This is a genomic window from Microbacterium sp. NPDC056003 (assembly GCF_042274785.1).
Classification (GTDB): Bacteria; Actinomycetota; Actinomycetes; order Actinomycetales; family Microbacteriaceae; genus Microbacterium.
On record NZ_JBHJXQ010000003.1, the window covers coordinates 370,137 to 394,512 of the forward strand.

At 69.7% G+C, this 24,376-nt stretch carries 21 protein-coding genes; 10 read left to right on the forward strand and 11 right to left on the reverse strand.

Going from position 1 to position 24,376, the window contains the following annotated elements:
* Nucleotides 1-18: 18 nt before the first annotated feature.
* The 8 genes from ACFC1W_RS14080 to ACFC1W_RS14115 all read right to left on the reverse strand — a co-directional run bounded on the left by ACFC1W_RS14080 (nt 19) and on the right by ACFC1W_RS14115 (nt 9,619).
* Entirely contained in the window at nt 19-1,134 is a 1,116-nt protein-coding gene (locus ACFC1W_RS14080) for an adenosine deaminase (protein ID WP_375993699.1), read from the reverse strand.
* Nucleotides 1,135-1,189: 55 nt separating this feature from the next.
* Nucleotides 1,190-2,482: a thymidine phosphorylase gene (locus ACFC1W_RS14085; protein ID WP_375993701.1), complete on the reverse strand. Its 1,293-nt coding sequence runs from the start codon at nt 2,480-2,482 to the stop codon at nt 1,190-1,192.
* Nucleotides 2,479-2,880: a cytidine deaminase gene (locus ACFC1W_RS14090; protein WP_241112413.1), complete on the reverse strand. Its 402-nt coding sequence runs from the start codon at nt 2,878-2,880 to the stop codon at nt 2,479-2,481. Before ACFC1W_RS14090 ends, ACFC1W_RS14085 begins: the two co-directional genes overlap by 4 nt.
* Before the next feature lie 53 nt (nt 2,881-2,933).
* Complete coding sequence (locus tag ACFC1W_RS14095) at nt 2,934-4,220, reverse strand: ABC transporter permease (RefSeq protein WP_375993704.1); 1,287 nt, start codon at nt 4,218-4,220, stop codon at nt 2,934-2,936.
* Nucleotides 4,217-5,608, reverse strand: a complete 1,392-nt coding sequence (locus tag ACFC1W_RS14100) for an ABC transporter permease (protein ID WP_375993706.1) — start codon at nt 5,606-5,608, stop codon at nt 4,217-4,219. The genes ACFC1W_RS14095 and ACFC1W_RS14100 overlap by 4 nt, the downstream gene beginning before the upstream one ends.
* Complete coding sequence (locus ACFC1W_RS14105) at nt 5,605-7,125, reverse strand: ABC transporter ATP-binding protein (RefSeq protein ID WP_375993708.1); 1,521 nt, start codon at nt 7,123-7,125, stop codon at nt 5,605-5,607. The genes ACFC1W_RS14100 and ACFC1W_RS14105 overlap by 4 nt, the downstream gene beginning before the upstream one ends.
* 99 nt (nt 7,126-7,224) lie before the next feature.
* A complete protein-coding gene (locus ACFC1W_RS14110; RefSeq protein ID WP_375993710.1) occupies nt 7,225-8,352 on the reverse strand; it encodes a BMP family protein in 1,128 nt (375 codons plus the stop codon).
* A 151-nt stretch (nt 8,353-8,503) separates the two neighbouring features.
* A complete protein-coding gene (locus tag ACFC1W_RS14115) occupies nt 8,504-9,619 on the reverse strand; it encodes a mannose-1-phosphate guanylyltransferase (RefSeq protein WP_375993713.1) in 1,116 nt (371 codons plus the stop codon).
* Nucleotides 9,620-9,855: 236 nt separating this feature from the next.
* On the opposite strand from ACFC1W_RS14115, the gene sdhC reads away from it, so the two are divergent.
* The 8 genes from sdhC to trpS all read left to right on the forward strand — a co-directional run bounded on the left by sdhC (nt 9,856) and on the right by trpS (nt 17,974).
* A complete protein-coding gene (gene sdhC / locus ACFC1W_RS14120; RefSeq protein ID WP_241112419.1) occupies nt 9,856-10,290 on the forward strand; it encodes a succinate dehydrogenase, cytochrome b556 subunit in 435 nt (144 codons plus the stop codon).
* Nucleotides 10,290-10,742, forward strand: a complete 453-nt coding sequence (locus ACFC1W_RS14125; RefSeq protein ID WP_375993716.1) for a succinate dehydrogenase hydrophobic membrane anchor subunit — start codon at nt 10,290-10,292, stop codon at nt 10,740-10,742. Before sdhC ends, ACFC1W_RS14125 begins: the two co-directional genes overlap by 1 nt.
* Nucleotides 10,743-10,768: 26 nt before the next feature.
* A complete protein-coding gene (sdhA, locus tag ACFC1W_RS14130; protein WP_375993718.1) occupies nt 10,769-12,595 on the forward strand; it encodes a succinate dehydrogenase flavoprotein subunit in 1,827 nt (608 codons plus the stop codon).
* Nucleotides 12,595-13,383: a succinate dehydrogenase iron-sulfur subunit gene (locus ACFC1W_RS14135; RefSeq protein WP_241112422.1), complete on the forward strand. Its 789-nt coding sequence runs from the start codon at nt 12,595-12,597 to the stop codon at nt 13,381-13,383. Before sdhA ends, ACFC1W_RS14135 begins: the two co-directional genes overlap by 1 nt.
* A 10-nt stretch (nt 13,384-13,393) precedes the next feature.
* Nucleotides 13,394-14,638 carry an MFS transporter gene (locus ACFC1W_RS14140; protein ID WP_375993720.1) on the forward strand — a complete coding sequence of 415 codons (1,245 nt, stop codon included), beginning with the start codon at nt 13,394-13,396 and terminating at the stop codon, nt 14,636-14,638.
* 9 nt (nt 14,639-14,647) lie between these two features.
* A complete protein-coding gene (locus ACFC1W_RS14145) occupies nt 14,648-15,964 on the forward strand; it encodes a YihY/virulence factor BrkB family protein (protein WP_375993722.1) in 1,317 nt (438 codons plus the stop codon).
* A 64-nt stretch (nt 15,965-16,028) separates the two neighbouring features.
* The gene (locus ACFC1W_RS14150) at nt 16,029-16,877 is read left to right on the forward strand and encodes an exodeoxyribonuclease III (protein WP_375993724.1); all 849 of its coding nucleotides are present in this window, start codon (nt 16,029-16,031) and stop codon (nt 16,875-16,877) included.
* Between the two features lie 92 nt (nt 16,878-16,969).
* The gene (trpS, locus tag ACFC1W_RS14155; protein WP_375993726.1) at nt 16,970-17,974 is read left to right on the forward strand and encodes a tryptophan--tRNA ligase; all 1,005 of its coding nucleotides are present in this window, start codon (nt 16,970-16,972) and stop codon (nt 17,972-17,974) included.
* A gap of 278 nt (nt 17,975-18,252) precedes the next feature.
* On the opposite strand, the gene ACFC1W_RS14160 is transcribed toward trpS, so the two are convergent.
* Entirely contained in the window at nt 18,253-19,119 is an 867-nt protein-coding gene (locus tag ACFC1W_RS14160; RefSeq protein WP_375993728.1) for a type IV toxin-antitoxin system AbiEi family antitoxin domain-containing protein, read from the reverse strand.
* Nucleotides 19,120-19,361: 242 nt separating this feature from the next.
* Between ACFC1W_RS14160 and ACFC1W_RS14165 the strand changes: the two genes are divergently transcribed.
* A complete protein-coding gene (locus ACFC1W_RS14165; protein WP_375993731.1) occupies nt 19,362-19,928 on the forward strand; it encodes a GNAT family N-acetyltransferase in 567 nt (188 codons plus the stop codon).
* A 133-nt stretch (nt 19,929-20,061) separates the two neighbouring features.
* The gene (locus tag ACFC1W_RS14170; protein WP_375993734.1) at nt 20,062-20,934 is read left to right on the forward strand and encodes an Fpg/Nei family DNA glycosylase; all 873 of its coding nucleotides are present in this window, start codon (nt 20,062-20,064) and stop codon (nt 20,932-20,934) included.
* A gap of 50 nt (nt 20,935-20,984) precedes the next feature.
* On the opposite strand, the gene glpK is transcribed toward ACFC1W_RS14170, so the two are convergent.
* Together glpK and ACFC1W_RS14180 are read right to left on the reverse strand one after the other, a co-directional pair.
* Nucleotides 20,985-22,580: a glycerol kinase GlpK gene (glpK, locus tag ACFC1W_RS14175; protein WP_375993736.1), complete on the reverse strand. Its 1,596-nt coding sequence runs from the start codon at nt 22,578-22,580 to the stop codon at nt 20,985-20,987.
* 78 nt (nt 22,581-22,658) lie between these two features.
* Nucleotides 22,659-24,374, reverse strand: coding sequence for a glycerol-3-phosphate dehydrogenase/oxidase (locus ACFC1W_RS14180; RefSeq protein WP_375993739.1), 1,716 nt, complete (start codon nt 24,372-24,374; stop codon nt 22,659-22,661).
* Between the last annotated feature and the right edge of the window lie 2 nt (nt 24,375-24,376).

A 24,376-nucleotide genomic window follows, 5' to 3' on the forward strand; every position in this document is an offset into this window, starting at 1 on the left:
GCCCGCGGGTCAGGGCATCTAGTCTCCGAAGCCCTCGGCGATGAGTTCGATGAGCTCCTCGCGCTCCTCGACCGGCAGGAACGCGCCTGCGGCCGCGTTGAGCTGGAACGATTCGAGGTCGTCGAGGCCGTAGTCGAAGGTCTCCGCCAGCAGGGCCAGCTCCCGCGTGAGCGAGGTGCGGCTCATCGTGCGGTTGTCCACGTTCACCGTCACGGAGAACCCCAACTGATAGAGCAGGTCGAAGGGGTGGTCCTCCATCGTCGTGCCCCACGCCGAGATCGCGCCGGTCTGCAGGTTCGACGACGGCGACAGCTCGAGGGTGATCTCGCGATCGCGCACCCAGCGGGCCAGGTCGCCGAACTGCACGAGCACCTCTTCACCGGCCCGCGAGACGACCTCGAGGTCCTCGGCGATGCGCACGCCGTGACCGAGGCGCAGGGCACGACCGTCGAGCAGCGCCGAGCGGATCGAGTCGAGCCCGGCAGCCTCACCGGCGTGCACGGTCGACGGGAAGAACTGCGACGCGAGGTAGTCGAACGCCTCGCGGTGGTTCGAGGCGGGGAAGCCGTCCTCAGGTCCGGCGATGTCGAAGCCGACGGCGCCGCGCGTGCGCCAGTCGACGGCGAGCTTCGCGATCTCGAGCGACCGGTCGGTGTGGCGCATCGCAGTGATGAGCTGGCCGACGCGGATGTCGCGACCCGCGCGCTCCGCGGCATCCTCACCCTCTTCGATCCCCTCCTGCACGGCCGCGACCACCTCGTCGAGCGACAGTCCGCGCGACAGGTGCTGCTCGGGGGCCCAGCGCACCTCGCCGTAGATCACGCCGTCGGCGGCGAGATCCTCGACGAACTCGCGCGCGACGCGCGTGAGCCCCTCGCGCGTCTGCATCACGGCCGTCGTGAGGTCGAAGGTCTTGAGGTACTCGACCAGGGATCCGGAGTCGCTCTTCTCGGCGAACCAGTCCGCGAGGTCGTCGGCGTCGGACTCGGGCACCTCGACCCCGGCCGCATCGGCGAGTTCGATGATCGTCGCCGGCCGCACGCCGCCGTCGAGGTGGTCGTGCAGCGAGACCTTCGGCAGGTCGCGGATCGAGGCTCCGTCGAGGAGGGCATCTCCGTGCTGGTCGATGGGCATGTGTGTCTCCTCGGGAATGGGCGGCTGGGTGGGGCGTCGGGGCCGATGCCTCGGCTCAGGCGGTGATGCGCTCGAGCACGAGCGGGGTCGCGTCCGGGGCTTCGGCGCCTACCTGCCACGCGCCGTCGAGCGCGTCGAGCGCCCGCTCGAACCGGGTGTCGTCGTGGCCCAGCAGCGTGAACAGCGGCTGGCCGACGGTCACGGCGTCGCCCGGCTTGACGTGCAGGTCGATGCCCGCTGCGTGCATGACCGGATCCTCGGCCCGCGCGCGGCCGGCGCCGAGGCGCCAGGCGGCGATCCCCAAGGGCAGCGCATGCATCTCGGTGACGAACCCGGCCTCGGAGGCGGTGACGGTGTGCGTGTCGGCCGGCGCGGGGAGCGCGGCATCCGGATCCCCATCCTGCGCACGGATCATCCGGCGCCAGACGTCCATCGCACGGCCGTCCTTGAGCGCGGCCTCGACGTCGGCGTCGGGCTGGCCGGCGAGCGCGAGCATCTCGCGCGCGAGGGCCACGGTGAGTTCGACGACATCGGCCGGCCCGCCGCCGGCGAGCACCTCCACCGACTCGCGCACCTCGTTCGCATTGCCGATCGCGAGGCCGAGCGGAGTGTTCATGTCGGTGAGCAGCGCGGTGGTGGCCACGCCCGAGTCCGTGCCCAGGGCCACCATCGTGCGGGCGAGTTCGCGCGCCTTGTCGACGTCGCGCATGAAGGCGCCGGAGCCGAACTTCACGTCGAGCACGAGCGAGTCGGTGCCCTCGGCGATCTTCTTCGACATGATGCTCGACGCGATCAGCGGGATCGCCTCCACGGTGCCGGTCACGTCGCGCAGCGCGTAGAGCTTCTTGTCGGCGGGGGCGAGCCCTGATCCGGCGGCGCAGATGACGGCGCCGACGTCGCGCAGCTGTGCGAACAGCTCATCGTTCGAAAGGGCGGCCGTCCAGCCGGGGATGGACTCCAGCTTGTCGAGCGTGCCACCGGTGTGGCCGAGCCCGCGGCCCGAGAGCTGGGGCACGGCGACGCCGAAGGCCGCGACGAGCGGAGCGAGGGGCAGCGTGATCTTGTCGCCGACCCCGCCGGTGGAGTGCTTGTCGACCGTGGGCTTGCCGAGTCCGGCGAAGCTCATGCGCTCGCCCGAGGCGATCATCGCGTCGGTCATGACGCGGATCTCCTCGCGCGTCATGCCGTTGAGGAGCACCGCCATCGCGAACGAGGCCATCTGCGAGTCGGCCACGTAGCCGCGGGTGTAGGCATCGACCATCCAGCGCAGCGCGTCGCCGGGGACTGCTCCCCCGTCGCGCTTCGCCCGGATGACATCGACGGCGTCGAACGGCTCCACCGTGCTCATCGCGCGGCCTCCTCCAGATCGCGCGGTCCGAACGCGTCGGGCAGCACCTCGTCGATCGTGCGGATGCCCGACACCGTCTCGAGCAGCATCCCGGGGATCGCGAACTCGTACAGCAGCTGACGGCAGCGCCCGCACGGCATGATCGTGTGGCCTTCGCCGTTCACGCACACGAACGCGACCAGGCTGCCTCCGCCCGACATCGCGAGCTCGCTCACGAGCCCGCACTCGGCGCACAGCGTCACGCCGTACGACGCATTCTCGACGTTGCAGCCGGTCACGATGCGTCCGTCGGTCACCAGCGCGGCGGCGCCCACCTTGTAGCGCGAGTACGGCGCGTAGGCGCGCTTCATGGCGTCGGTCGCGGCCGCCCGCAGCTCATCCCAGTCGATGTCGGTCACGGACGGCCTTTCTCTACAGCGGTATCAGGAGGGTCGGATGCCTGCATCCTCGGTCAGCCCTTGATGTAGGGCTTGCCCGCCGCAGCGGGACCGCGGATCTGCCCGGCGAATCCGGCCACCGCGATGATGGTCACCAGGTACGGCAGCATCAGCATGAACTCGCTCGGGATCGGCGTCTTGAGGACCGTGAGCAGGTTCTGCAGGTTCGTCGCGAATCCGAAGAGGAGCGCCGCGAGGGTGGCACGGATCGGATCCCAGCGACCGAAGATGACAGCGGCGAGGGCGATGAAGCCGAGTCCGGCGGTCATCTCCTTCGTGAACTGGCCGACCGACACGAGGGTGAAGAACGCGCCGCCGATGCCGGCGATCGCACCCGCGAGCGAGACGTTCCAGAACCGGCTCGTGTTCACCTTGATGCCGACGGTGTCGGCGGCCTGCGGGTGCTCGCCGACGGCACGGAGGCGCAGGCCCCACCGGGTGCGGTACAGGCCCCATGCCACCACACCGACCGTGATGTACATCAGGTAGACGATGAACGTCTGGTTGAACAGCACGGGTCCGATGATCGGGATGTCGCCCAGGAGCGGGATCTCCATGCGCGTGAACCGGATCGGGCGGTTGAGCGTCGCCTCGTTCGGCACGAGCAGTGCGCCGTAGAGGAACCCGGTGAGACCGGTCACGAGCACGTTGAGCACCACACCGACGATCACCTGGTCGACCAGGTACTTGATCGAGAAGGCGGCGAGCACGAACGCCACCAGCACACCGCCGACCATCGCACCGAGGAGGCCCACGAACGGGTTGCCCGTGATGCTCGAGATCAGCGCCGCGCTGAACGCGCCGAGAAGGAACTGACCCTCGATCGCGACGTTGACCACACCTACCCGCTCGCCGATGACACCGCCCAGCGCGCCGAAGATCAGCGGCACCGAGAGCGACACGGCGCCGAACAGCAGGCCGGTGACGGGCACGAGACCACCGGCCGCAGCCCAGGTGAGGAAGGCGAAGATCGCCAGGACGCCGTAGACGATCGGCAGCCACACGCCCGTCCGGCGGTAGGACCAGGCGTTCCAGACCGCCCACAGTGTGAGCAGCACGAGCACCACCAGCACTCCCCAGCTGGTGGCGGCCGTCGGCACGCTGACGTTGGGGATCTCCAGCGACGAGGACCGGTCGCTCAGGCGGAAGGTGCTCACACCGTCGCGCGGCACGAGGAGGAACAGCAGGAACAGCAGGACCGTGGTGATGCCGAGGCTGATGGCCATCTTCCAGTGGCGCACCTTGACGGTCGCGAGCTGGATCGTGCCGTCGGCAGCGGTGGCGGGGGCGAGCGTGGTCATGCGGCCACCGCCTTCTTCGCGGCCTTGGCTCTCGCCTTGGCGGCCTTCTCGGCGTCGGTCTTCGGCAGGAAGAAGATCGCGCGCACCAGCGGCGGGGCCGCGATGAAGAGCACGATGAGCGACTGCACGACGAGGACGATGTCGACGGGGATGCCCTGCGAGGCCTGCATGGTGAACGAACCCGCCTTCAGGGCGCCGAAGAGGATGCCGGCGGCGAAGACGCCCCACGCGCGACTGCGACCGAGGAGAGCGACGGTGATCGCGTCGAACCCGATGCCGGCGTCGATGAACCCGTCGAAGCCGCTGACCACCGAGCCCTGGATCTGGTTCATGGCGGCCAGACCCGCGAGACCTCCGGCGAAGAGCATCGCGTAGATGTACATGCGCTGCACCGAGATGCCGGCCGCGCGCGCCGCGTGGGGGTTCTCACCCACGGCACGCAGGCGGAAGCCGAGGCTGGACCGCTCGACGAGCCACCACACGAACACCGTCGCGGCGATGACGATGAGGAAGCCCCAGTCGAGCAGCGGGAAGCGAGGCCCGAAGAGGTCGGGGAACTGCGCGGTGGGCGGCGTCGGATCCGAGATCGGCTGATCCTCGGCGGCGCGCTGCAGCAGCCCGGGAGTGCGGACCATCCACGTCACCAGGTAGAACGCGACGTAGTTGAGCATGATCGTGAGGATCACCTCGTGCGCGCCGGTGCGGGCCTTCAGCACGCCGACGATGCCACCCCAGATCGCGCCACCCGCGATGCCGGCGGCCAGGGTGAGCGGGAGGTGGATGAACATCGGCAGGTCGAGGTTGAAGGTCACGAGACCGGCCACCGCGGCGGCGATGAGCATCTGGCCGCGACCACCGATGTTGAACAGGCCGACGCGGAACGCGAGAGCCACACCGAGGCCGGCGGCGATGAGCGGCGCCGCGAAGCCGAGCGTGTTCGTGATGGGGCGGATCTGCGTCAGGAAGTCGGGGGCGCGCGGATTGAACACCGCACCGCGGAACAGAGCCTCATAGCCGCCGTACACCGAGTTCCAGATCGCGATGAGCGTGTCGCCGGGGCGGGCGAAGAAGTAGGCGGATGCCGCGCGGACGTCCTCGTCGGTCACGGCCATGAGAATGCCGCCGACGATCATCGCCGCGACGATCGCGAGGACGGTCGTCACCCAGTTGCTGCGCAGCAGGTCCTTGATGAACGCGTTCTGGCGCGGCGGCGGCGGAACATCGCCGTCGGCCGTGGCGGGGGTCGCGGACTCCGCGGGTGTCACGGGCGCGGCAGCGGTGACCGGAGTCCCGGTCAGCGGGCCGGAGATCGGCGGGAGCTGCTCGGGCGGAAGCCCGCTGGTGGGGTCCGGCGCACCCGGCGTCGTCCCCTTGGCGTCGTCGTTCACGCGGCCACCCCGTCTCCCGGCGTCTCGCCGGCCATCATCAGTCCCAGAACATCGCGCGGGGTGTCACCCGGTACGATTCCGACGATCGCGCCGCGGTACATCACGGCGATGCGGTCGGCGAGGGCGGCGACCTCGTCGAGTTCGGTCGAGACCACGAGCACCGGCACCCCCGAGTCGCGCGTCTCGACGATGCGCGTGTGGATGAACTCGATGGAGCCCACGTCCACACCGCGGGTCGGCTGGGCAGCCACCAGCAGCTTGAGATCGCGGCTCATCTCGCGCGCGATCACCACCTTCTGCTGGTTGCCGCCCGAGAGCGTGCCGGCGGGCACGTCAGGGCCCTGGGTGCGGATGTCGTACTCGGCGATGCGTGCCTGTGCGAACTCGTGCAGCACGCCCCGCATGACCGTGCCGCCTCGCACGAACTCCGAGTCGCCCGAGCGGTCGAGGATCAGGTTCTCAGCAACCGTGAACCCGCCGACGAGACCGTCCTCGGTGCGGTCCTCGGGCACGAAGCCCACGCCTTCATCGAGGATGCCGCGCACGCTCTTGCCGATGAGTTCGACGCCGTCGAGCGTGACCGAACCGGAGGCGCGGTCGGCGAGGCCGACGATGGCCTCCACGAGTTCGGTCTGACCGTTGCCCTGCACGCCGGCGAGGGCGACCACCTCACCGGGCTTGACGTCGAAGCTCACGTTGTCGACGACGACCGCGCCGGTCGGCGTGAGGACGCGGAGGTCCTTGACCTCGAGACCGCCGGCGTCGCCGACCTTCGGCGGGCCCTTGTGCACGGTCAGCTCGACCGCGCGTCCCACCATGAGAGAGGCCAGCTCGGCGTTGGTGGCCGTGGGGGCCGCTTCGCCCACGACCTTGCCGAGCCGGATGACGGTGATGCGGTCGGCGACGGCGCGGACCTCACGGAGCTTGTGGGTGATGAAGACGATGGAGGTGCCCTCGTCGCGCAGCTGGCGCATGATCGCCATGAGCTCGTCGGTCTCCTGCGGCGTCAGCACCGCGGTCGGCTCGTCGAACACGAGCACCTTGGCGTCGCGCGAGAGGGCCTTGATGATCTCGACGCGCTGCTGGACACCGACCGGCAGGTCGCCGACGATCGCGTCGGGGTCGACCTGGAAGCCGAAGCGCTGCGCGACGTCGCGCACGTGCTGGCGGGCTTTGGGCAGATCGAGCGCGCCGAGGCCCTTGGTGTCCTCATGGCCGAGCATGACGTTCTCGGCGACGGTGAAGACGGGGATGAGCATGAAGTGCTGGTGCACCATGCCGATGCCGGCGGCCATCGCGTCACCGGGGCCACGGAAGTGCTGCACGACGTCGTCGAGGAGGATCTCCCCCTCATCGGCCTGGTACAGGCCGTAGAGGACGTTCATCAGCGTTGATTTGCCTGCGCCGTTCTCGCCCAGGAGGGCGTGGATCTCTCCCGGCTGGACCACCAGATCGATGTGGTCGTTCGCGACGAGGGACCCGAAACGCTTCGTGATCCCACGGAGCTCGAGCTTCATATGTGCACCTTATCCACTGTCTCCATCGGGCTGGAAGAACCGCGGCCGGGTGGACTCATCCACCCGGCCGCGGTCAGCAGTCGTTCGACTACGCCGAGATCACTGCTGGGGCGAGCTGGGCGAGGTCACCTCGAGCTCACCCGAGATGATCTGCTCCTGCAGCGCAGCGAGCTCGTCGGTCAGGCCCTCGGGCAGCTCCGACTCGAACGCGCCGAAGCCGGAGAGGCCGACGCCCTCGTTCTCGAGCGTGCCGACGTACGGCGACGCGTCGAACTCACCGGTCGCGGCCTGCATGGTGGCGTCGTACACGGCCGCATCGATGCGCTTCATGATCGAGAAGAGCACCAGGTCGGCGACCGACGGGTCGACGACGGCGAGGTCGGAGTCCACGCCGATGAGCAGCGAGTCCGAGCTGGCGTCGGTGATCGCCGCAGCGGCGCTCTGGTAGATCGGGCCGCCGACGGGCAGGACGACGTCGACGCCCTGGTCGAGGATGCCCTGCGCGGTCTGCTTGGCGGTGTCGTTCGCGGCGAAGCCACCGGTGAACGAGCCCTCCTGAGCCTCGACGTCCCAGCCGAACGTCTCGACTGCGGCGCCCTTGTCCTCGTTGTACTTGGCGGCGCCGTCGACGAAGCCGTCCATGAAGATCGTGACGGGCGGGATCGGGATGCCGCCGAACGTGCCGATCTTGTTGACGCCCTGCTCGGCCGACCAGGCGGCCGCGGCGTAGCCGCCGAGGTACGCGGCCTGGACCGTGTCGAACTGGAGCGGCTTGATGTTCTCCGCGTCAGGGGCGCCGTCGCCGTCGGCGTCGGCGATGTCGTCGATGATCGCGTAGTCGATGTCGGGGTTCGCGGTCGCCGAGGCGATCGTGTCGGCCGAGAGCTTGAAGCCGACGGCCACGATGAACGTGCAGCCTTCGGCGACGAGGTTCTCGAGGTTCGGCGCGTAGTCGTTCGCCGAAGCCGACTCGACCTCGATGAACTCGACGCCGAGCTCGTCCGAGGCCTTCTCCATGCCCATCAGAGCGGACTGGTTGAACGACTTGTCGTTGAAGCCGCCGTCGTCCGAGACGAGGCAGGGCTTGAAGCCCTCGACCGCGACGGGTCCTTCGGACTCGGAGTTCGTCGGGGTCGCCTCCGGGGCGGAGCCACAGCCCGCGAGGGCGACGAGAAGGCCCGCGGCAGCGACGACGCCGACGAGCTTCTTGGTGCGTGAGATGGTCAACTCAGCCTCCACTTGTATCGCCCCGCGTCCTTCACGGGGACTGCACAAAGTTACCCACTGTGACGCGATGCTTGCAGTCGCGGCGGGGGGTCGGTGCCGAATGGTTACAAAGACGCAATGTGGCGAGACGGAGGCGTGATCGCCGCGGGATTCAGAGGACGTCGCCGCGGCCGTTGAGCTTCAGGGCGTCGACGACGCCTTTCACCCGCTGCGCGTGCTCGCTCGTGGTGACCAGCAGCGCGTCGTCGGTGTCGACCACGACGATGTCGCGCACCCCGATCAGGCTGATGACGCGCGAGGTCTGACTGACGACGATGCCGCTCGCGGCATCCGACAGCACTCGCGCATTCTCGCCGAGGATCGCCAGGTCGTTCTTGCGTCCGTGCGAGTTGAGCTTGGCGAGGCTGGCGAAGTCCCCCACGTCGTCCCAGTCGAAGTGGCCCGGGATGACGGTGAGCCGGCCGCGCGCCGCGGCGGGCTCCGCCACCGCGTAGTCGATCGCGATCTTCTTGAGCTCCGGCCAGACCCGGTCGACGACGGGACCGCGGCGCTCGCGGTCGTCCCAGGCCTCGGCGAGCTCCATGAGCCCGGCGTGCAGCTCGGGCTCGTTCGCCGCGATCTCGCCGAGCAGCACGTCCGCCCGGCTGATGAACATGCCGGCGTTCCACAGGTAGGAGCGGTCGGCGAAGTACTCCTTCGCCGTGTCGAGGTCGGGCTTCTCGACGAAGCTGTCGACGAGCGCCGCCTCGGGCGCGCCGTCCACGACCAGCTCGGCCCCCTTGCGGATGTAGCCGAATCCGACTGACGGCTCGGACGGCTGGATGCCGATGGTGCAGATGTAGCCGGCGCGCGCTGTGGCCACGGCCTGGCGCACCGCCCAGTCGAAGAGGTGGGGCACGCGGATCACATGGTCGGCGGCGAACGATCCGATGATGACGTCCGGCTCGCGGCGGAGGAGGACCGCGGCGGCGAGACCGATGGCAGCGGTCGAGTCGCGCGGTTCCGACTCCAGGAAGACGTTGAGATCGGGGATGCCCGGCAGCTCGCCCTCGACGGCGGCGCGATGCGCGCGGCCGGTCACCACCGCGATGCGGTCGGGCCCGGCGAGCGGCTCCAGCCGATCCCACGTGTCGCGCAGCAGGGTCTGACCGGACCCGGTCAGGTCGTGGAGGAACTTCGGCGCATCGGCGCGCGAGAGGGGCCACAGCCGACTGCCGATGCCCCCCGCGGGGATCACAGCGTAGAAGTCCTCGATGGGTTCAGGCATGACGAACAGCGTATCCGCGACGGCTGTGCGCGTCCGAAAGAACTTTGGTTCTTTCTTCCTGGGAAGGACCTCACGGGAAGGCGGCCGGTAAGGCTCCCCTTCGTCGCCGCCCTGTTCAAACCGGCAATAGGATGGGAGAAGCGCCCGCGTGACGCCGATGGCCCGAGCCTCCAGTGCCGGACCACCTCAGGGGCAACGTTTCCCGCCCCGCCATGTTCGATTCAGGGAGGACGGCCGTGTCTGCACCAGCACGCGTCACACCGTCGGTATCCGAGACCACGTCCCGAGTCCCCCGCGGAACTCTGTACCGCGGGAACGAAGGCATGTGGTCGTGGGTGCTGCACCGCATCACCGGCATTGCGATCTTCTTCTTCCTGCTGGTCCACGTCCTCGATACGGCACTCATCCGGGTCTCCCCCGAGGCGTACGACGCGGTGATCGGCACGTACAAGAACCCGGTGATGGGTATCGGCGAGGTCGCGCTGGTCGGCGCGGTCGCCTACCACGCCTACAACGGGCTGCGCATCATCCTGGTCGACATGTGGTCGTGGGCCACCCGCCACCAGCGCCAGCTGTGGTGGGGCGTGCTCGGACTCTGGGCCGTGACGATGCTCGGCTTCGCTCCGCGTCACCTCATGAACGTCTTCGCCGAGATCGGAGGCGGACACTGATGACCACCATCGCCGAACCGCGCGCCCCGCGCGCCACCGTCCGCCGCAAGGGGCCCAACCTCGAAAAGTGGGGCTGGATCTACATGCGCGTCTCGGGCGTGCTGCTGATCGTGCTGATCTTCGGGCACCTCTTCATCAACCTGCTGACGAACACAGGGATCCACCAGATCGACTTCGCCTTCGTCGCCGGGAAGTTCGCCACGCCGTTCTGGCAGTGGTGGGACGTGATCATGCTCTGGCTCGCGCTCATCCACGGCGCGAACGGCATGCGCACGATCGTCAACGACTACGTCGGCCACGAGACCACCCGCAAGGTGCTGGTGTGGGCGCTGTGGCTGTCGGCGGGCTTCCTCATCGTCCTCGGCACGCTCGTGGTCTTCACATTCGATCCCTGCCTGGGCGTGACCTCCGACAGCTCGCTGTGGGAGATGTGCCAGAGCGTCGCCAACTGACCGACAGAGAACGAAAGCACTCTTACGTGAGCACTCAGACCCCGGACAGCTACGTCAAGGACGGCGTCCACTACCACCAGTTCGACATCGTCATCGTGGGCGCCGGCGGCGCCGGCATGCGAGCCGCGATCGAGGCAGGGCCGGGCGCCCGGACGGCGGTCATCTCGAAGCTCTATCCGACGCGTTCCCACACGGGTGCGGCGCAGGGCGGCATGGCCGCCGCACTCGCCAACGTCGAAGAGGACTCGTGGGAGTGGCACACGTTCGACACCGTCAAGGGCGGCGACTACCTCGTCGACCAGGACGCCGCCGAGATCCTCGCGAAAGAGGCGATCGACGCGGTCATCGACCTCGAGAACATGGGTCTGCCGTTCAACCGCACTCCCGAGGGCAAGATCGACCAGCGCCGCTTCGGCGGTCACACGGCCGACCACGGCAAGACGCCGGTGCGCCGCGCGTGCTACGCCGCCGACCGCACGGGACACATGATCCTCCAGACGCTGTTCCAGAACTGCGTCAAGCTCGGCATCAACTTCTTCAACGAGTTCTACGTGCTCGACCTGATCACGGTGAAGGATGCCGACGGCAAGACGGAGATCGCGGGCGTGGTCGCCTACGAGCTGGCCACCGGTGACCTGCACGTCTTCCACTCGAAGGCCGTCATCTTCGCCACCGGCGGGTTCGGCAAGATCTTCAAGACGACGTCGAACGCCCACACGCTCACGGGCGACGGCGTCGGGATCATCTGGCGCAAGGGCCTGCCGCTCGAGGACATGGAGTTCTTCCAGTTCCACCCGACCGGTCTCGCCGGCCTCGGCATCCTGCTCACCGAAGGCGCCCGCGGTGAGGGCGCGATCCTGCGCAACGCCTCGGGTGAGCGCTTCATGGAGCGCTATGCCCCGACGATCAAGGACCTCGCCCCGCGCGACATCGTGAGTCGCTGCATGGTCCAGGAGGTCGCCGAGGGCCGTGGCGCAGGGCCGCATCGCGACTACGTGCTGCTCGACTGCACGCACCTCGGCGCCGAGGTGCTCGAGACGAAGCTCCCCGACATCACCGAGTTCGCCCGCACGTACCTGGGCGTCGACCCGGTCGTCGAGCCGGTTCCGGTCATGCCGACGGCGCACTACGCCATGGGCGGCATCCCGACGAACAACGACGCACAGGTGCTGAGCGACAACACGACCGTCGTCCCCGGCCTCTACGCCGCCGGGGAGTGCGCGTGCGTGTCGGTGCACGGGTCGAACCGCCTCGGCACGAACTCGCTGCTCGACATCAACGTCTTCGGCAAGCGCGCCGGCCGCAACGCCGTCGAGTACGTCAAGACGGCCGACTTCGTCCCGCTGCCCGACGACCCCGCCGCCGAGGTGCGCGGGCTCATCGAGGGGCTGCGCGACAACCAGGGCACCGAGCGCATCGCCGTCCTGCGCAAGCAGCTGCAGGATGAGATGGACCGCAAGGCTCAGGTGTTCCGCACCGAGGAGTCTCTCGGCGAGGTGCTCGAGGTCATCGAAGAGCTGCGCGAGCGGTTCAAGAACGTGCACGTCGACGACAAGGGCAAGCGGTACAACACCGACCTGCTCGAGGCGGTCGAGCTCGGGTTCCTCCTCGACATCGCCGAGGTCGTCGTCGTCACCGCCCGCAACCGCAAGGAGAGCCGCGGCGGCCACATGCGCGACGACTTCCCGCACCGCGACGACGAGAACTACATGCAGCACACGATGGCGTACCTCACCGGCGACCCGCACTCGTCCCACGCCGAGGACCACATCGAGCTGGACTGGAAACCGGTCGTCTTCACGCGGAACGACAAGGGCGAGTTGAACTACCCGCCGATGGAGAGGAAGTACTGATGACCACCGTCATCGCTGCGGACGCGTCCACCGACGCCCCCACCCAGGTCGAGACACCGGCAGACACCGGCATCCAGTCGTTCCTCGTCACGTTCATCATCCGTCGCTTCGACCCCGAAGTCGACGAGGAGCCGCGCTGGGTCGACTACGACGTCGAGCTGTACTCCACCGACCGCGTCCTCGACGCGCTGCACAAGATCAAGTGGGAGGTCGACGGCTCGCTGACCTTCCGCCGTTCGTGCGCGCACGGCATCTGCGGCTCCGACGCGATGCGCATCAACGGCCGCAACCGCCTGGCCTGCAAGACGCTGATCAAGGATCTCGACATCTCGCAGCCGATCTACGTCGAGGCGATCAAGGGGCTGCCTCTCGAGAAGGACCTCGTCGTCGACATGGAGCCGTTCTTCGCCTCCTACCGCGAGGTGCAGCCGTTCCTCATCGCGAACTCGACGCCCGAGCCGGGCAAGGAGCGCATCCAGTCGATCGTCGACCGCGAGGTCTTCGACGACACGACCAAGTGCATCCTGTGCGCCGCGTGCACCTCGTCGTGCCCGGTCTTCTGGACCGACGGCCAGTACTTCGGCCCGGCCGCGATCGTCAACGCGCACCGGTTCATCTTCGACTCGCGCGACGATGCCGGCGACGTCCGCCTCGACATCCTCAACGACAAAGAGGGTGTGTGGCGCTGCCGCACGACCTTCAACTGCACCGAGGCGTGCCCGCGTGGCATCGAGGTGACGAAGGCGATCGCCGAAGTCAAGCAGGCGGTTCTGCGCGGACGCCCCTAGGCTTCCCTGTGTGACAGAGCCCCTGCGCGACGACGCGCCGACCGCTCCGCTCGACCCTTCGCTCCGGCGCGCCCGCGGTGCGGTGACGGCCGCCTACGTGGCGCAGGGCCTGGGTTACGCGGTGATCGTGACCTCCCTGCCCGCGCTGCAGCAGCGACAGGACATCCGGGATGCCGCGATCGTGTCGCTCCTCGTGTTGGGCGTGGCCGTCGCGGCCGCCCTCGGCTCGGTGATCGCCAACGCGGTCGCCGTGCGGTGGGGCAGCCGCACCGCGCTGACCCTCGGCCTGATCATCCAAGCCGTCGCGCTGCCGGTGATCGCTCTCCCGACGCCGTTCGCGGTGTTCGCCGGCGCCTTCGGCGTGTTCGGCGTCGGCCTGGGTTGCGTCGACGCCGCCGCCGCCATGCAGGGCGTGGCGGTGCAGCGCGCGTACGGGCGCCACCTGCTCGGCTCGTTCTTCGCCGCGGCGACGGCCGCCGCGATCGCCGGCGCGCTCCTCGTCTCCGCCGTCGCCCTCACCGCGACGGCCGCCGGCATCGCGCTGATGTGCGCGGCCGTGATCGCCCTCGGCGCGGCCGTGATCGGCATCCGATTCCTCCTCCGTGAGGTCCCGATCGACGAGGCGCTGCCGCCCGGCGAGCGCGCGAACCTGCCGCGCGCCGGGATCTGGATCTTCGGCCTGGTCATCCTCGCGGTCTTCATCGCCGACTCGGCGGTCAGCACCTGGAGCACCCAGTACCTCCAGCTCGACCTCGAGACGCTCGCGTGGATCGCGCCGCTCGGCTACGCGGCATACCAGGCGGTCGTGCTGGTCACCCGGCTGGTGACCGACCGCCTGATCCCGGCGCTCGGGCGTCCGCGACTCGTCGCGATCGCCGCCGTGACGTCGGCGATCGGCTGCGCCGTGGTCGCGCTGGTGCCGCTCCCGGTCGCGGCGATCATCGGCTTCGCGCTCGCGGGCGTGAGCGCGGGCGTGCTGATCCCGGTGACGTTCGGCGCAGCCGGCGAGCTCTCCCCCGCACACAGCGACCAGGTCATCGCCCGCGTGAACCTGTTCAACTACGCCGGCGCGATCCTGGGCGCGGTCGTCGTGGGGCTGCTCGCCGACGTCACCGGCTACGGCCCTGCGTTCCTGATCCCCGCCGTCGCCCTCGCGGCGATCCTGCTGGCCGTGCGGCGGTTCCGTTCCCCCTCGCACGTCGCAGAGGTCGCATCGCCGGGCACCCAGGCGACCGGCACCGGCCTCAGTCGCTAATCTGACACCGTGACGCAGACGCCCTCGCCGGACGCGCAGTCGGCGGCCGACGCCGCCCAGCGCGAGGAGGAATCGCTGCGCGAGCGGTGGGAGGTGACCGAAGCCCACCTGCGGCAGCGGTTCGATGTTCCCCTCAGTCGCGCTACGCAGCTGACCGAGGCGACGCTGGCATGGTTCCCCGTGCGCGTCTGGCGCAACTTCCTCATCGAGAACGGCTTCCTGCTCTCGGCCGGAGTCAGCTACGTCGCGCTGTTCGCGTGCTTCGCCGCGATCTACCTCGCGTTCGCGATCACGGGGCTGTGGCTCGGCGGCAACCCCGAGGCGGTGAACGCCCTCATCACGCTGATCAACAGCTACATCCCCGACCTCATCTCGCCGGACAGCGCATTCGCGACGCCGGAGCAGGTGCAGGCGATCGCCTCCCAGAACTCGGGTGTGCTCGGCTGGACGGGCGTCATCGCGCTCGGCGTCCTCATCTGGACGGCCATCGACTGGGTGACCTACACGCGGCGCGCCGTGCGCGAGCTGTTCGCGATCCCGCCCGACCGCCGCAGCTACTTCCTGCTGAAAGCGCGCGATCTGCTCGCCGCGCTGCTGTTCGGCGCCGTGCTGATCCTCGGCGCCGCGCTGAGCACGATCGGCGCCTACGCTGTCGAGTGGCTGGTGTCGCTCATCGGCTGGGGGGTGGCGACCAGAGCCACCGAGCTGACCGTCAGCGCCGGGTCCCTGCTGATCGGATTCACCGTGACGTCGGCCGCGCTGGCCGGCCTCTTCCGGTTCCTGACCGGCACGAAGCTGCCGTGGCGGCGCATCTGGCCGGGCGCGATCATCGGCGGCATCGGGCTCTCGCTGCTGCAGCTCGGCGCGGGCCTGCTGCTGAGCTACACGCCGTCGAATCCGCTGCTCGCAGGATTCGCCTTCTTCGTCGGGATGCTGCTGTGGTTCCGGCTCATGGGCATCGTCATGCTGGTCGCCGCGTCGTGGGTCGCCGTCGCCGCCCGCGACCGCGACGTCGCGATCCTTCCGCAGACCGAAGCCGAGCGCATCGCGGCCGAGCATGCCGCGCTGCTCCTCGCGGCGCGCGTGCGGCTGCGCACCGCGAAGGACGCGCGAGCGCAGGCATCCTGGTTCCGCCGTCCCTTCGCCGACCGTGCCGTCCGCGAAGCGGCGGAGGAGCTGCGGCAGGTCGAGGCATCCGCTCCACCTCCTCCTCCACACGCGGCGAGGGCTCTGACGTCCCCGCCGCCGAAGGTTCCGCGCAAGCCGTCGAGGCGCTCTCCGAAGGCATCGGACGCGGCGAAGGGTGAGAAGCCGGGCCCTCCCTGAGCGCGGATCCGGACGGGTCGCTTCGCGGCCGATCGTGTCTGCGGTCGCGGATAGGCTGGCGGGCGTGCCCCGCCGAGTTCGCATCGCCTCCGTCAACGTCAACGGCATTCGCGCCGCCACCCGGAAGGGCATGATCGAGTGGCTCGACGCCGCCGACGTCGATGTCCTCGCACTGCAGGAGGTGCGGGCGACCCTCGATGAGATGCAGGCCGTGCTTCCGGGCTGGGAGATCGTCAACGACGAGGCGCTGGCCAAGGGACGCGCGGGTGTCGCCGTCGCGACCCGCATGCCCGCCGTCGAGGTGCGCCGAGTGCTCGGCCCCGAGCCGCTGGACTCCGCCGGGCGCTGGATCGAGGCCGACTTCGACATCGACGGCGAGCGCCTGACGGTCGTGAGCGCGTATGTCCACACCGGCGAGGCCGACACGCCCCGGCAGGATGCCAAGTGGGCCTTCCTCGATGCGATGGAGAAGCGGATGCCGCAGCTCGAGCAGGCGTCCCCGTTCGCGCTCATCATGGGCGACCTCAACGTCGGCCACCGCGAGCTCGACATCCGCAATTGGAAGGGCAACGTCAAGAAGGCCGGCTTCCTCCCCCGCGAGCGTGCGTACTTCGACCGGTTCCTCGGCGCCGCGGGCGAGCAGGTCACGGCCGTGGACGGAACCACGGGTACCGGCCTCGGCTGGGTCGACGTCGGACGCGTCGCGCACGGCGACGTCGACGGTCCGTACACGTGGTGGTCGATGCGCGGACGCGCGTTCGACAACGACAGCGGCTGGCGGATCGACTACCACCTCGCCACCCCCGCGCTGGCAGCTCGCGCGACGAACTATCAGGTCGTCCGGGCGCCCTCCTGGGACACCCGGTGGAGCGACCACTCCCCCGTCGTCGCCGACTACACGCTCGGGGTCTGACGAGGCGCAGGCCGCGGCATCCGTCGTCGTGGCTCGCCGGCTCCGCCGACGGCTGCCGGAAGCCCGCCGACGACGGCCCCTAGGATTGTCTGGTGAGCAAACCCCGTCTGTACTCCGGCATGCAGCCCTCAGCCGACTCCCTCCAGATCGGCAACTACATCGGGGCGCTCATGCAGTGGCGTGACCTGCAGCTCGCGTACGACGCGTTCTTCTCCGTTGTCGACCTCCACGCGATCACGGTCGCGCAGGATCCGGAGCACCTCCGTGAGAAGACGCGCCGCACCGCCGCGCAGTACATCGCCGCCGGCATCGAGCCGTCGAAGTCGACGCTGTACGTGCAGTCGCACGTGCGCGCACACGCCGAGCTCGCCTGGATCCTCTCGACGATCACCGGTTTCGGCGAAGCCGGCCGCATGACGCAGTTCAAGGACAAGTCGCAGCGCTACGGCGCCGACGCCACATCGGTCGGCCTCTTCACCTACCCGGTGCTGATGGCAGCCGACATCCTGCTGTACCAGACCGACATCGTGCCGGTCGGCGACGACCAGAAGCAGCACGTCGAGCTGACGCGCGATCTGGCCGAGCGGTTCAACAGCCGCTTCGGCGAGACGTTCACGGTGCCGATGCCCGTGATTCAGAAGGAGACCGCGCGCATCTACGACCTGCAGAACCCGACCGCCAAGATGTCGAAGTCGGCCGAGACCGACGCGGGCGTGCTGTGGCTGCTCGACGACCCGGCGAAGAACGCGAAGAAGATCATGCGCGCCGTCACCGACAGTGAGGGCACCGTCCGCTACGACCGCGAGAACAAGCCGGGCGTCTCGAACCTGCTCGTGATCTACGCCGCCCTCACCGGGCGCCAGATCCCGGCCCTCGAGGACGAGTACGCGGGCCGCGGCTACGGCGACTTCAAGAAGGGCCTCGCCGAGGTCGTGGTCGAGGAGTTCGGTCCGGTACGCCAGCGCGCCCTCGACATGCTCGACGATCCGGCGGAGCTCGACCGGGTGCTCGCTTCGAACGCCGCGAAGGCCGACGAGGTCGCCGACCGCACGCTCGGCGACGTCTACGACAGAGTCGGCCTCCTCCGCCGGGTCTGAGGGCGGCTCGGGCTCCGGTTTCGGGCTGTGCGGCCTCGGAGCGTGCGGTAACTCCGCCTGTACGTCGTGTCGGGCTTCCCGCCGCACCGATCCCCGGCCCGCCGCGTCCGGGTGGGATAGCGCGGTCGCGTCCCTCAGTTCCGCCTGCGCCGCCGTGACTTGGAACGCGCAGCCCGGAGCTGCAGGCCGATGCCCCGGCTCCGGCGGCGGGCGGGCGGAGTTACGGCGCACCTCGCCCTGCCGGTGGGGTTGCGGCACACTTCGCCCTGCGGGCGGAGTTACAGCACCGCGTGTCGGGCCAACCGCGACGCCAGCAGCCCCTTCACGGCGGCGAGCACGAACTGGGGGTTGTACATGATGTCCTCGGCGGTCAGCCGGAGGGTGACGAAGCCGAGAGCCGCGAGCGCGGCATCCCGTCGACGGTCATTCAGCTGCTGCTTCCAGCCCGCGTGAAACGCTTTGCTGTCGCACTCGACGACGAGCCATCCATCCACGACCATGTCGACCCGGCCGATCCCGTCGAACGTCACCTGCAGGTCCACGATGCACCCGAGCGCGAGCAGCATGAGCCGCACCAGTGTCTCCGGCCCCGACTCCGCGCGTCCGTCCACCATCGGCAGAAGCGCCGCGAAGCGAGGGGGCAGCGCAGCGAACACCTCCGCCAGCTGCCGCGGTGCGATCAGCCGCTTGTTCAGCGCGCTGTCGAGCGTCGCCACCGCGTGCCGGGGCAGCTGGCACAGCACCGACTGCGCGAGCGCATCGACGATTCCGACACGCGAGGTCGATGCCGACTCGGGACGTATGAGGGGCATCCAGTGCAGGCGCACGGTTCGCTCCGACCGGCACGGCAGACACTCGGCCCGGTCGAGCGGCGAGCGTAGCCGGCTTGCGCCGCGCAGCACATGAAGATGCACGCGGTCGCACCGGAACACGAACACGTCGAGCATGCGCAGAACCGACAGGCATGCGAGCCGGCCCCCGACGCGGATCGCCTGCACAGCGTCCGCCGGCATGGTGGCCGCCACGTACCGGTCGCGCCGCACACGAACGATCTCGCCTGAGGCAAGGGCGCGAGACAGCTTCCGACGGGTTATCCCCCGTGCAGCCAGCTCGGCTCGGGTGGCAACCTCGTGCTCCTTCAGCATGTCGCGACTCTGAGGCTCCGCGCCGGCAACGTCGGTCACCCAGCGCTGTACTGTGCGCCGACAGCCGCTGCGGGTCGCTGGGGAGGAACGGCGACGACCTCACCGTGCCGCAACTCCGCCTCGATCGCGCCGGATGCCGCGATCGACCTCGAAACCGGCTCCGGGACGCAATCCAGGCGGAGTGGGAGCTCGCCGTCCCCGTACAGACACCGGTCACCCCCGCCCGCGGGTAGCCTGAGCCAATGGAACCGGTGACGCTGCGCACGGCGCGGCTCGAGCTGTCGCTGCCGACCGGGGCCGACGTCGACGCCATCCTCGAGGCCTGTCAGGACGCCGGCATCCAGCGCTACACGCCCGTGCCGGTGCCCTATGAGCGCGCGCACGCCGAGGGCTTCGTCGCGCAGGTGCCCCGGGACTGGGAGGCGGGCAAGAACCTGACGTGGGCCGTGCGCGAGCAGGGCGCCCTCGTCGGCACGATCGGCATGTACCGCGTCGACGGCATCGGCAGCGGCGAGATCGGGTTCTGGATGGCGCCGTGGGCGCGCGGCGGCGGGCGGCTGGCCGAGGCCGCGAACGCGGTGATCGACTGGGGCTTCGCCGCCGATGGCCTCGATCTGACGCGCATCGAATGGCGCGCGGTGGTCGGCAACATCGCCTCTGCGCGGGTCGCCCGCACCCTCGGCTTCCGCTACGAGGGACTGCTGCGCCAGGCGCTCGCGAACGCGAAGTACCGCGACGACGGCTGGATCGCCGCACTGCTCAGAACGGACGAGCGGATGCCGCAGCCCTGGCCGGTCCTCGACGAGTAGCGCCGAGCACGCACGCCGGTCCGAGACGAGTGGCGCCGATCACCCACGCCGTTCCTCGGCGACGAGCGTCGAGCCCCGCGCGTCGGCGTCAAGCCCCGGCCCGCCCGTCGGCCGCCCGTGGCAGGATGTCCCCATGCCCGAGATGCCCGAGGTGCAGGGTCTCGTCGAGTTCCTTCGCGGACGCGTGACCGGACTCGAGGTCACGCGCGTCTCGGTGGCGAACATCGCGGCGCTGAAGACCTACGACCCCCCGGTCGACGCCCTCACCGGCGCCCGCATCGCCGGGGTCGCGCGCCACGGCAAGTTCGTCGACCTGGCGACGACGGGGACGGATGCCGCACCCCATCTCGTCTTCCACCTCGCCAAGGCGGGGTGGCTGAGGTTCTACGACCAGCTGCCGACGACGCTCATCCGCCCCGGCAAGACGCCGATCGCCCTGCGCGTCGCCCTCTCCGACGGCTCGGGCTTCGACCTCACCGAGGCGGGCACGAAGAAGTCGCTCGCCGTCTACGTCGTGCGCGACCCGGCCGACGTCCCCGGCGTCGCCCGGCTGGGGCCCGACCCGCTCGACCCCTCATTCACGCGCGAGACGCTCGCCGGCCTGCTCGCTGGCCGCCGCACGCAGATCAAAGGCGTGCTGCGCGACCAGGCCACGATCGCCGGCGTCGGAAACGCCTACTCCGACGAGATCCTGCACGCCGCGAAGATGTCGCCGTACGCCCTGGCGTCGAGCCTCGACGACGCAGACATCGACCGCCTGTTCCAGGCGATGACCGACACCCTCGCCGAGGCGGTGGCCGAGGCCTCCGGCAAGCCCCCTGCCGAGCTGAAGGATGCCAAGCGTCGCGGCATGAAGGTACACGGACGACGGGGTGAGACGTGCCCGGTGTGCGGTGACGAGGTGCGCAGCGTGTTCTTCGCCGACAACTCGCTCGAGTACTGCCCGACGTGTCAGACCGGCGGAAAGATCCTCGCGGACCGGCGGCTGTCGCGCCTGCTCAAGTAGCCGGGCAGGGAACGCGCACCGTCTGTCGCCTGTCGCGCCTGCTCAAGTGATCAGCCGTTGGTCGTGCCCATGAGCGTGCGGGCGTCGTCGTCGACCCAGTCGAGCGACTTCGACACCGCCTTCTTCCACAGGCGGTAGCGGCGCTCGCGCTCGTCTTCGGTCATCCGGGGCTCGAAGCGCACGTCCTCCTGCCAGTGGGCGCGCAGCGAGTCGCGCGTGTTCCACACGCCCGTCGCCAGCCCGGCCGCGTACGCCGCGCCGAGCGCCGTGGTCTCGACGACCTTCGGGCGCACGACCGGGATGCCGAGGATGTCCGCCTGGAACTGCATGAGCGCGTCGTTCCGCGTCATACCGCCGTCGACGCGCAGTTCGTCGAGCCCCCGGCCGGTGTCGGCGACCACCGCCTCGATGACGTCGCGCGTCTGGAACGCGGTCGACTCGAGGGCGGCGCGGGCGATATGGCCTTTGTTGACGTAGCGGGTCATGCCCACGAGTGCGCCGCGCGCGTCGGGGCGCCAATACGGCGCGTACAGACCCGAGAACGCGGGCACGAAGTACGCGCCGCCGTTGTCGTCGACGGTGGCGGCCAGCGATTCGACGTCTTCCGAGCGCTGGATGATGCCGAGGTTGTCGCGCAGCCACTGCACGAGCGATCCGGTCACGGCGATCGACCCCTCGAGCGCGTACCGCGCCGGTTCGTCGCCGCAGCGGTACGCGACGGTCGTGATCAGCCCGCTGCCGGAGCGCACGATCTCGGTACCGGTGTTGACCAGCAGGAAGTTGCCGGTGCCGTAGGTGTTCTTCGACTCGCCTGCATCGAAGGCCGCCTGCCCGAATGTCGCGGCCTGCTGATCGCCCAGGATGCCGGCGATCGGCGTGCCGTGCAGGACGTCGGGCAGCTGTGAGGTGCCGACGACCTCGGACGACGAGCGGATCTCGGGCATCATCGAGCGCGGGATGCCCCATACCGCGAGCAGATCGTCGGACCAGCCGAGCGTGCGCAGGTCCATCAGCAGCGTGCGCGAGGCGTTCGTGACATCGGTCACATGGATGCCGCCACGAGCCCCGCCCGTCAGGTTCCAGATGACCCACGTGTCGGGCGTGCCGAACACGAGGTGACCGGCCTCCGCGTCTTCACGCGCACCCGGCACGTGGTCGAGGATCCATGCGACCTTCGAGGCCGAGAAGTACGTCGCGAGCGGCAGCCCGGTGGTCTCGGCGAAGCGGTAAGCGCCCTCGCCCGAGCCCTCGCCCGAAGCCTCGCCCGAACTCGAACCCGCAGCGCCCGCGTCGCCCGTCCGGATGAGCTCGTCGATGCGAGGCTGCGTGCGGGTGTCCTGCCACACCAGGGCGTTGTGCACGGGGCGTCCGGTGCGGCGGTCCCACACGATCGCAGTCTCGCGCTGGTTGGTCACGCCGACGGCGGCGATATCGGATGCCGCGACCCGCGCCCGCGACAGGCACGAAGCGATCACCCATTCGGTGTTGGTCCAGATCTCGACGGGGTCGTGCTCGACCCACCCCGCGCGGGGGAAGATCTGCTCGTGCTCTCGCTGGGCGACCGACACGACGGCCCCCGACGAGTCGAACACGATGGCCCGGGTCGAGGTCGTGCCCTGATCGATCGCCAGAACGTGGTCGGCCAACGCCGGCTCCTTCCTCACGGGCGGCACCGCCCGCGTGCATCGCCGGCGCGTGCTCGCGTGCGTCCGGCTGCGGTCAGGTTATCGCGGGGTGGCGGATGCCTCGGCCCACGACGGATCGGCCGCGTGCACCTTCGCGATCGCGCGCTCGACCTCTGCCGCCGTGTGCGCGGCATCCCACCCGAGCACCGGCGCGACGACCGCAGCGATCTCGCCGACGGCGTCCTCGGTCGCGCCGCCCACGAAGGCGATGCTCGTGCGCCGCATGAGCAGGTCGTCGAGGTGCACAGCGTCCTCCGTCAGCGCGAGGTGGCGCAGCTCGGCGCTGCTGTAGCCGGGGGTGTGCACGAGCGCCGTGTCGTCCGCGTCGTCGATGATCGCCGCGACGAGGTCCGCCGCCACCGTGCCGTACCGGTCGAGCAGCGTGGCGACGCGAGCGGGGGGCAGCCCGTCGGCATGCCCGGCGATCCACTGCTGCCGGGCACGCTCGGTGGTCGGGAAGCCGCTGCCGCCGCCGATGGCGACGCCCTTGGTCGACCGCCGGCGCGGACGCGCGAGCAACTCGAGAGCGCGGTCCGCGAGGTGCTCGGCCGACGCACGGAACGTGGTCCACTTGCCGCCGACGAGGCTCAGCACCGTGGCATCCCCTCCCACCAGCGGCGCAGCCTCGACGCGGTAGTCGCGCGACACGAATCCGGGTGCGAGGTCGCCGTGGCCGGGCAGGGGGCGCACGCCCGAGAAGCGGTAGACGATCTGCGAGCGGTCCACCCCGATCGCCGGCAGCACCTGCCCGATGAGGTCGATGAAGTAGTCCACCTCGTCCTCGGTGCACACGATCGGGTCGCCCATGCGGTGCTCGAGGTCGGTGGTGCCGACGAGCACGCGACCCTTGAGCGGGTAGATCAGCACGATCCGGCCGTCGGCGTTCTCGAAGAACAGCTCGCGCCCGCCGGTCGCCGCGAGCAGTTCGGGGTTGTCCAGCACGATGTGCGAGCCCTTGGTGCCGCCCATGTAGCTCGTGGGGTCGCCGAGGGCGAGGTTGGTGAGGTCGGTCCACGGCCCGGACGCGTTGATGACGACGGATGCCGCGAACGGCAGCTCCTCACCCGACACCATGTCGCGCAGCACGACGCGGCCGTCCTGGACCCCGACCGCGGCTGTGTAGTTCGCGGCGCGCGCCTGGTCGCCACCCGCCCGGCGGCCGTCGCGGAGCACGTCGATCGCGAGCCGCTCGGGGTCGTGGAGCGAGGCGTCCCAGTAGGTCGCGGTGTACTTCACGTCGGGGTTCAGTGCGGGAAGCTCCTGCAGCGAGCGCTTGCGGCCGCGGAAGGCGTGCCGCGGCACGCGACCGCCGCCGCGCGAGAACGAGTCGTAGATCACGAGGCCGATCTTGATCAGCGCCGCCCCGCGTTCGGTGTGCTTCCCGCCGCCGTGCCGCAGGAACCGCAGCGGCGCGCTCAGCACACCCGAGAATGTCGAGAAGATCGGGATGGTGGTCTGCAGCGGACGCACGTAATGCGGGGCGATGCGCAGCAGTGCGTTGCGCTCGGTGACGGCCTCGTGCACCAGCCGGAACTCGCCGTTCTCGAGGTAGCGGATGCCGCCGTGGATCATGTGGGATGACGCCGCCGACGCCCCGCTGATGAAGTCGTCGCGCTCGACGAGGGCGACGTCTACGCCTTGCATCGCGAGGTCACGGAACGTGGCGAGCCCGTTGATGCCCCCGCCGACGATCAGGACGTCGGCGTAGGGGCGCTCGGCCAGTGCGTCGAATCCTGGTGCGGTGCGTGAGCCCATCG

Excerpts from the sequence above, each read along its gene's own strand:
- ACFC1W_RS14160 (WP_375993728.1), bottom strand. The coding sequence starts at position 19,119 with ATGCTGAAGGAGCACGAGGTTGCCACCCGAGCCGAGCTGGCTGCACGG.
- ACFC1W_RS14105 (WP_375993708.1), bottom strand. The coding sequence starts at position 7,125 with ATGAAGCTCGAGCTCCGTGGGATCACGAAGCGTTTCGGGTCCCTCGTC.
- ACFC1W_RS14085 (WP_375993701.1), bottom strand. The coding sequence starts at position 2,482 with ATGAGCACGGTGGAGCCGTTCGACGCCGTCGATGTCATCCGGGCGAAG.
- ACFC1W_RS14165 (WP_375993731.1), top strand. The coding sequence starts at position 19,362 with ATGGAACCGGTGACGCTGCGCACGGCGCGGCTCGAGCTGTCGCTGCCG.
- ACFC1W_RS14170 (WP_375993734.1), top strand. The coding sequence starts at position 20,062 with ATGCCCGAGATGCCCGAGGTGCAGGGTCTCGTCGAGTTCCTTCGCGGA.
- ACFC1W_RS14115 (WP_375993713.1), bottom strand. The coding sequence starts at position 9,619 with ATGCCTGAACCCATCGAGGACTTCTACGCTGTGATCCCCGCGGGGGGC.
- ACFC1W_RS14135 (WP_241112422.1), top strand. The coding sequence starts at position 12,595 with ATGACCACCGTCATCGCTGCGGACGCGTCCACCGACGCCCCCACCCAG.
- ACFC1W_RS14080 (WP_375993699.1), bottom strand. The coding sequence starts at position 1,134 with ATGCCCATCGACCAGCACGGAGATGCCCTCCTCGACGGAGCCTCGATC.
- ACFC1W_RS14180 (WP_375993739.1), bottom strand. The coding sequence starts at position 24,374 with ATGGGCTCACGCACCGCACCAGGATTCGACGCACTGGCCGAGCGCCCC.
- ACFC1W_RS14095 (WP_375993704.1), bottom strand. The coding sequence starts at position 4,220 with ATGACCACGCTCGCCCCCGCCACCGCTGCCGACGGCACGATCCAGCTC.
- ACFC1W_RS14125 (WP_375993716.1), top strand. The coding sequence starts at position 10,290 with ATGACCACCATCGCCGAACCGCGCGCCCCGCGCGCCACCGTCCGCCGC.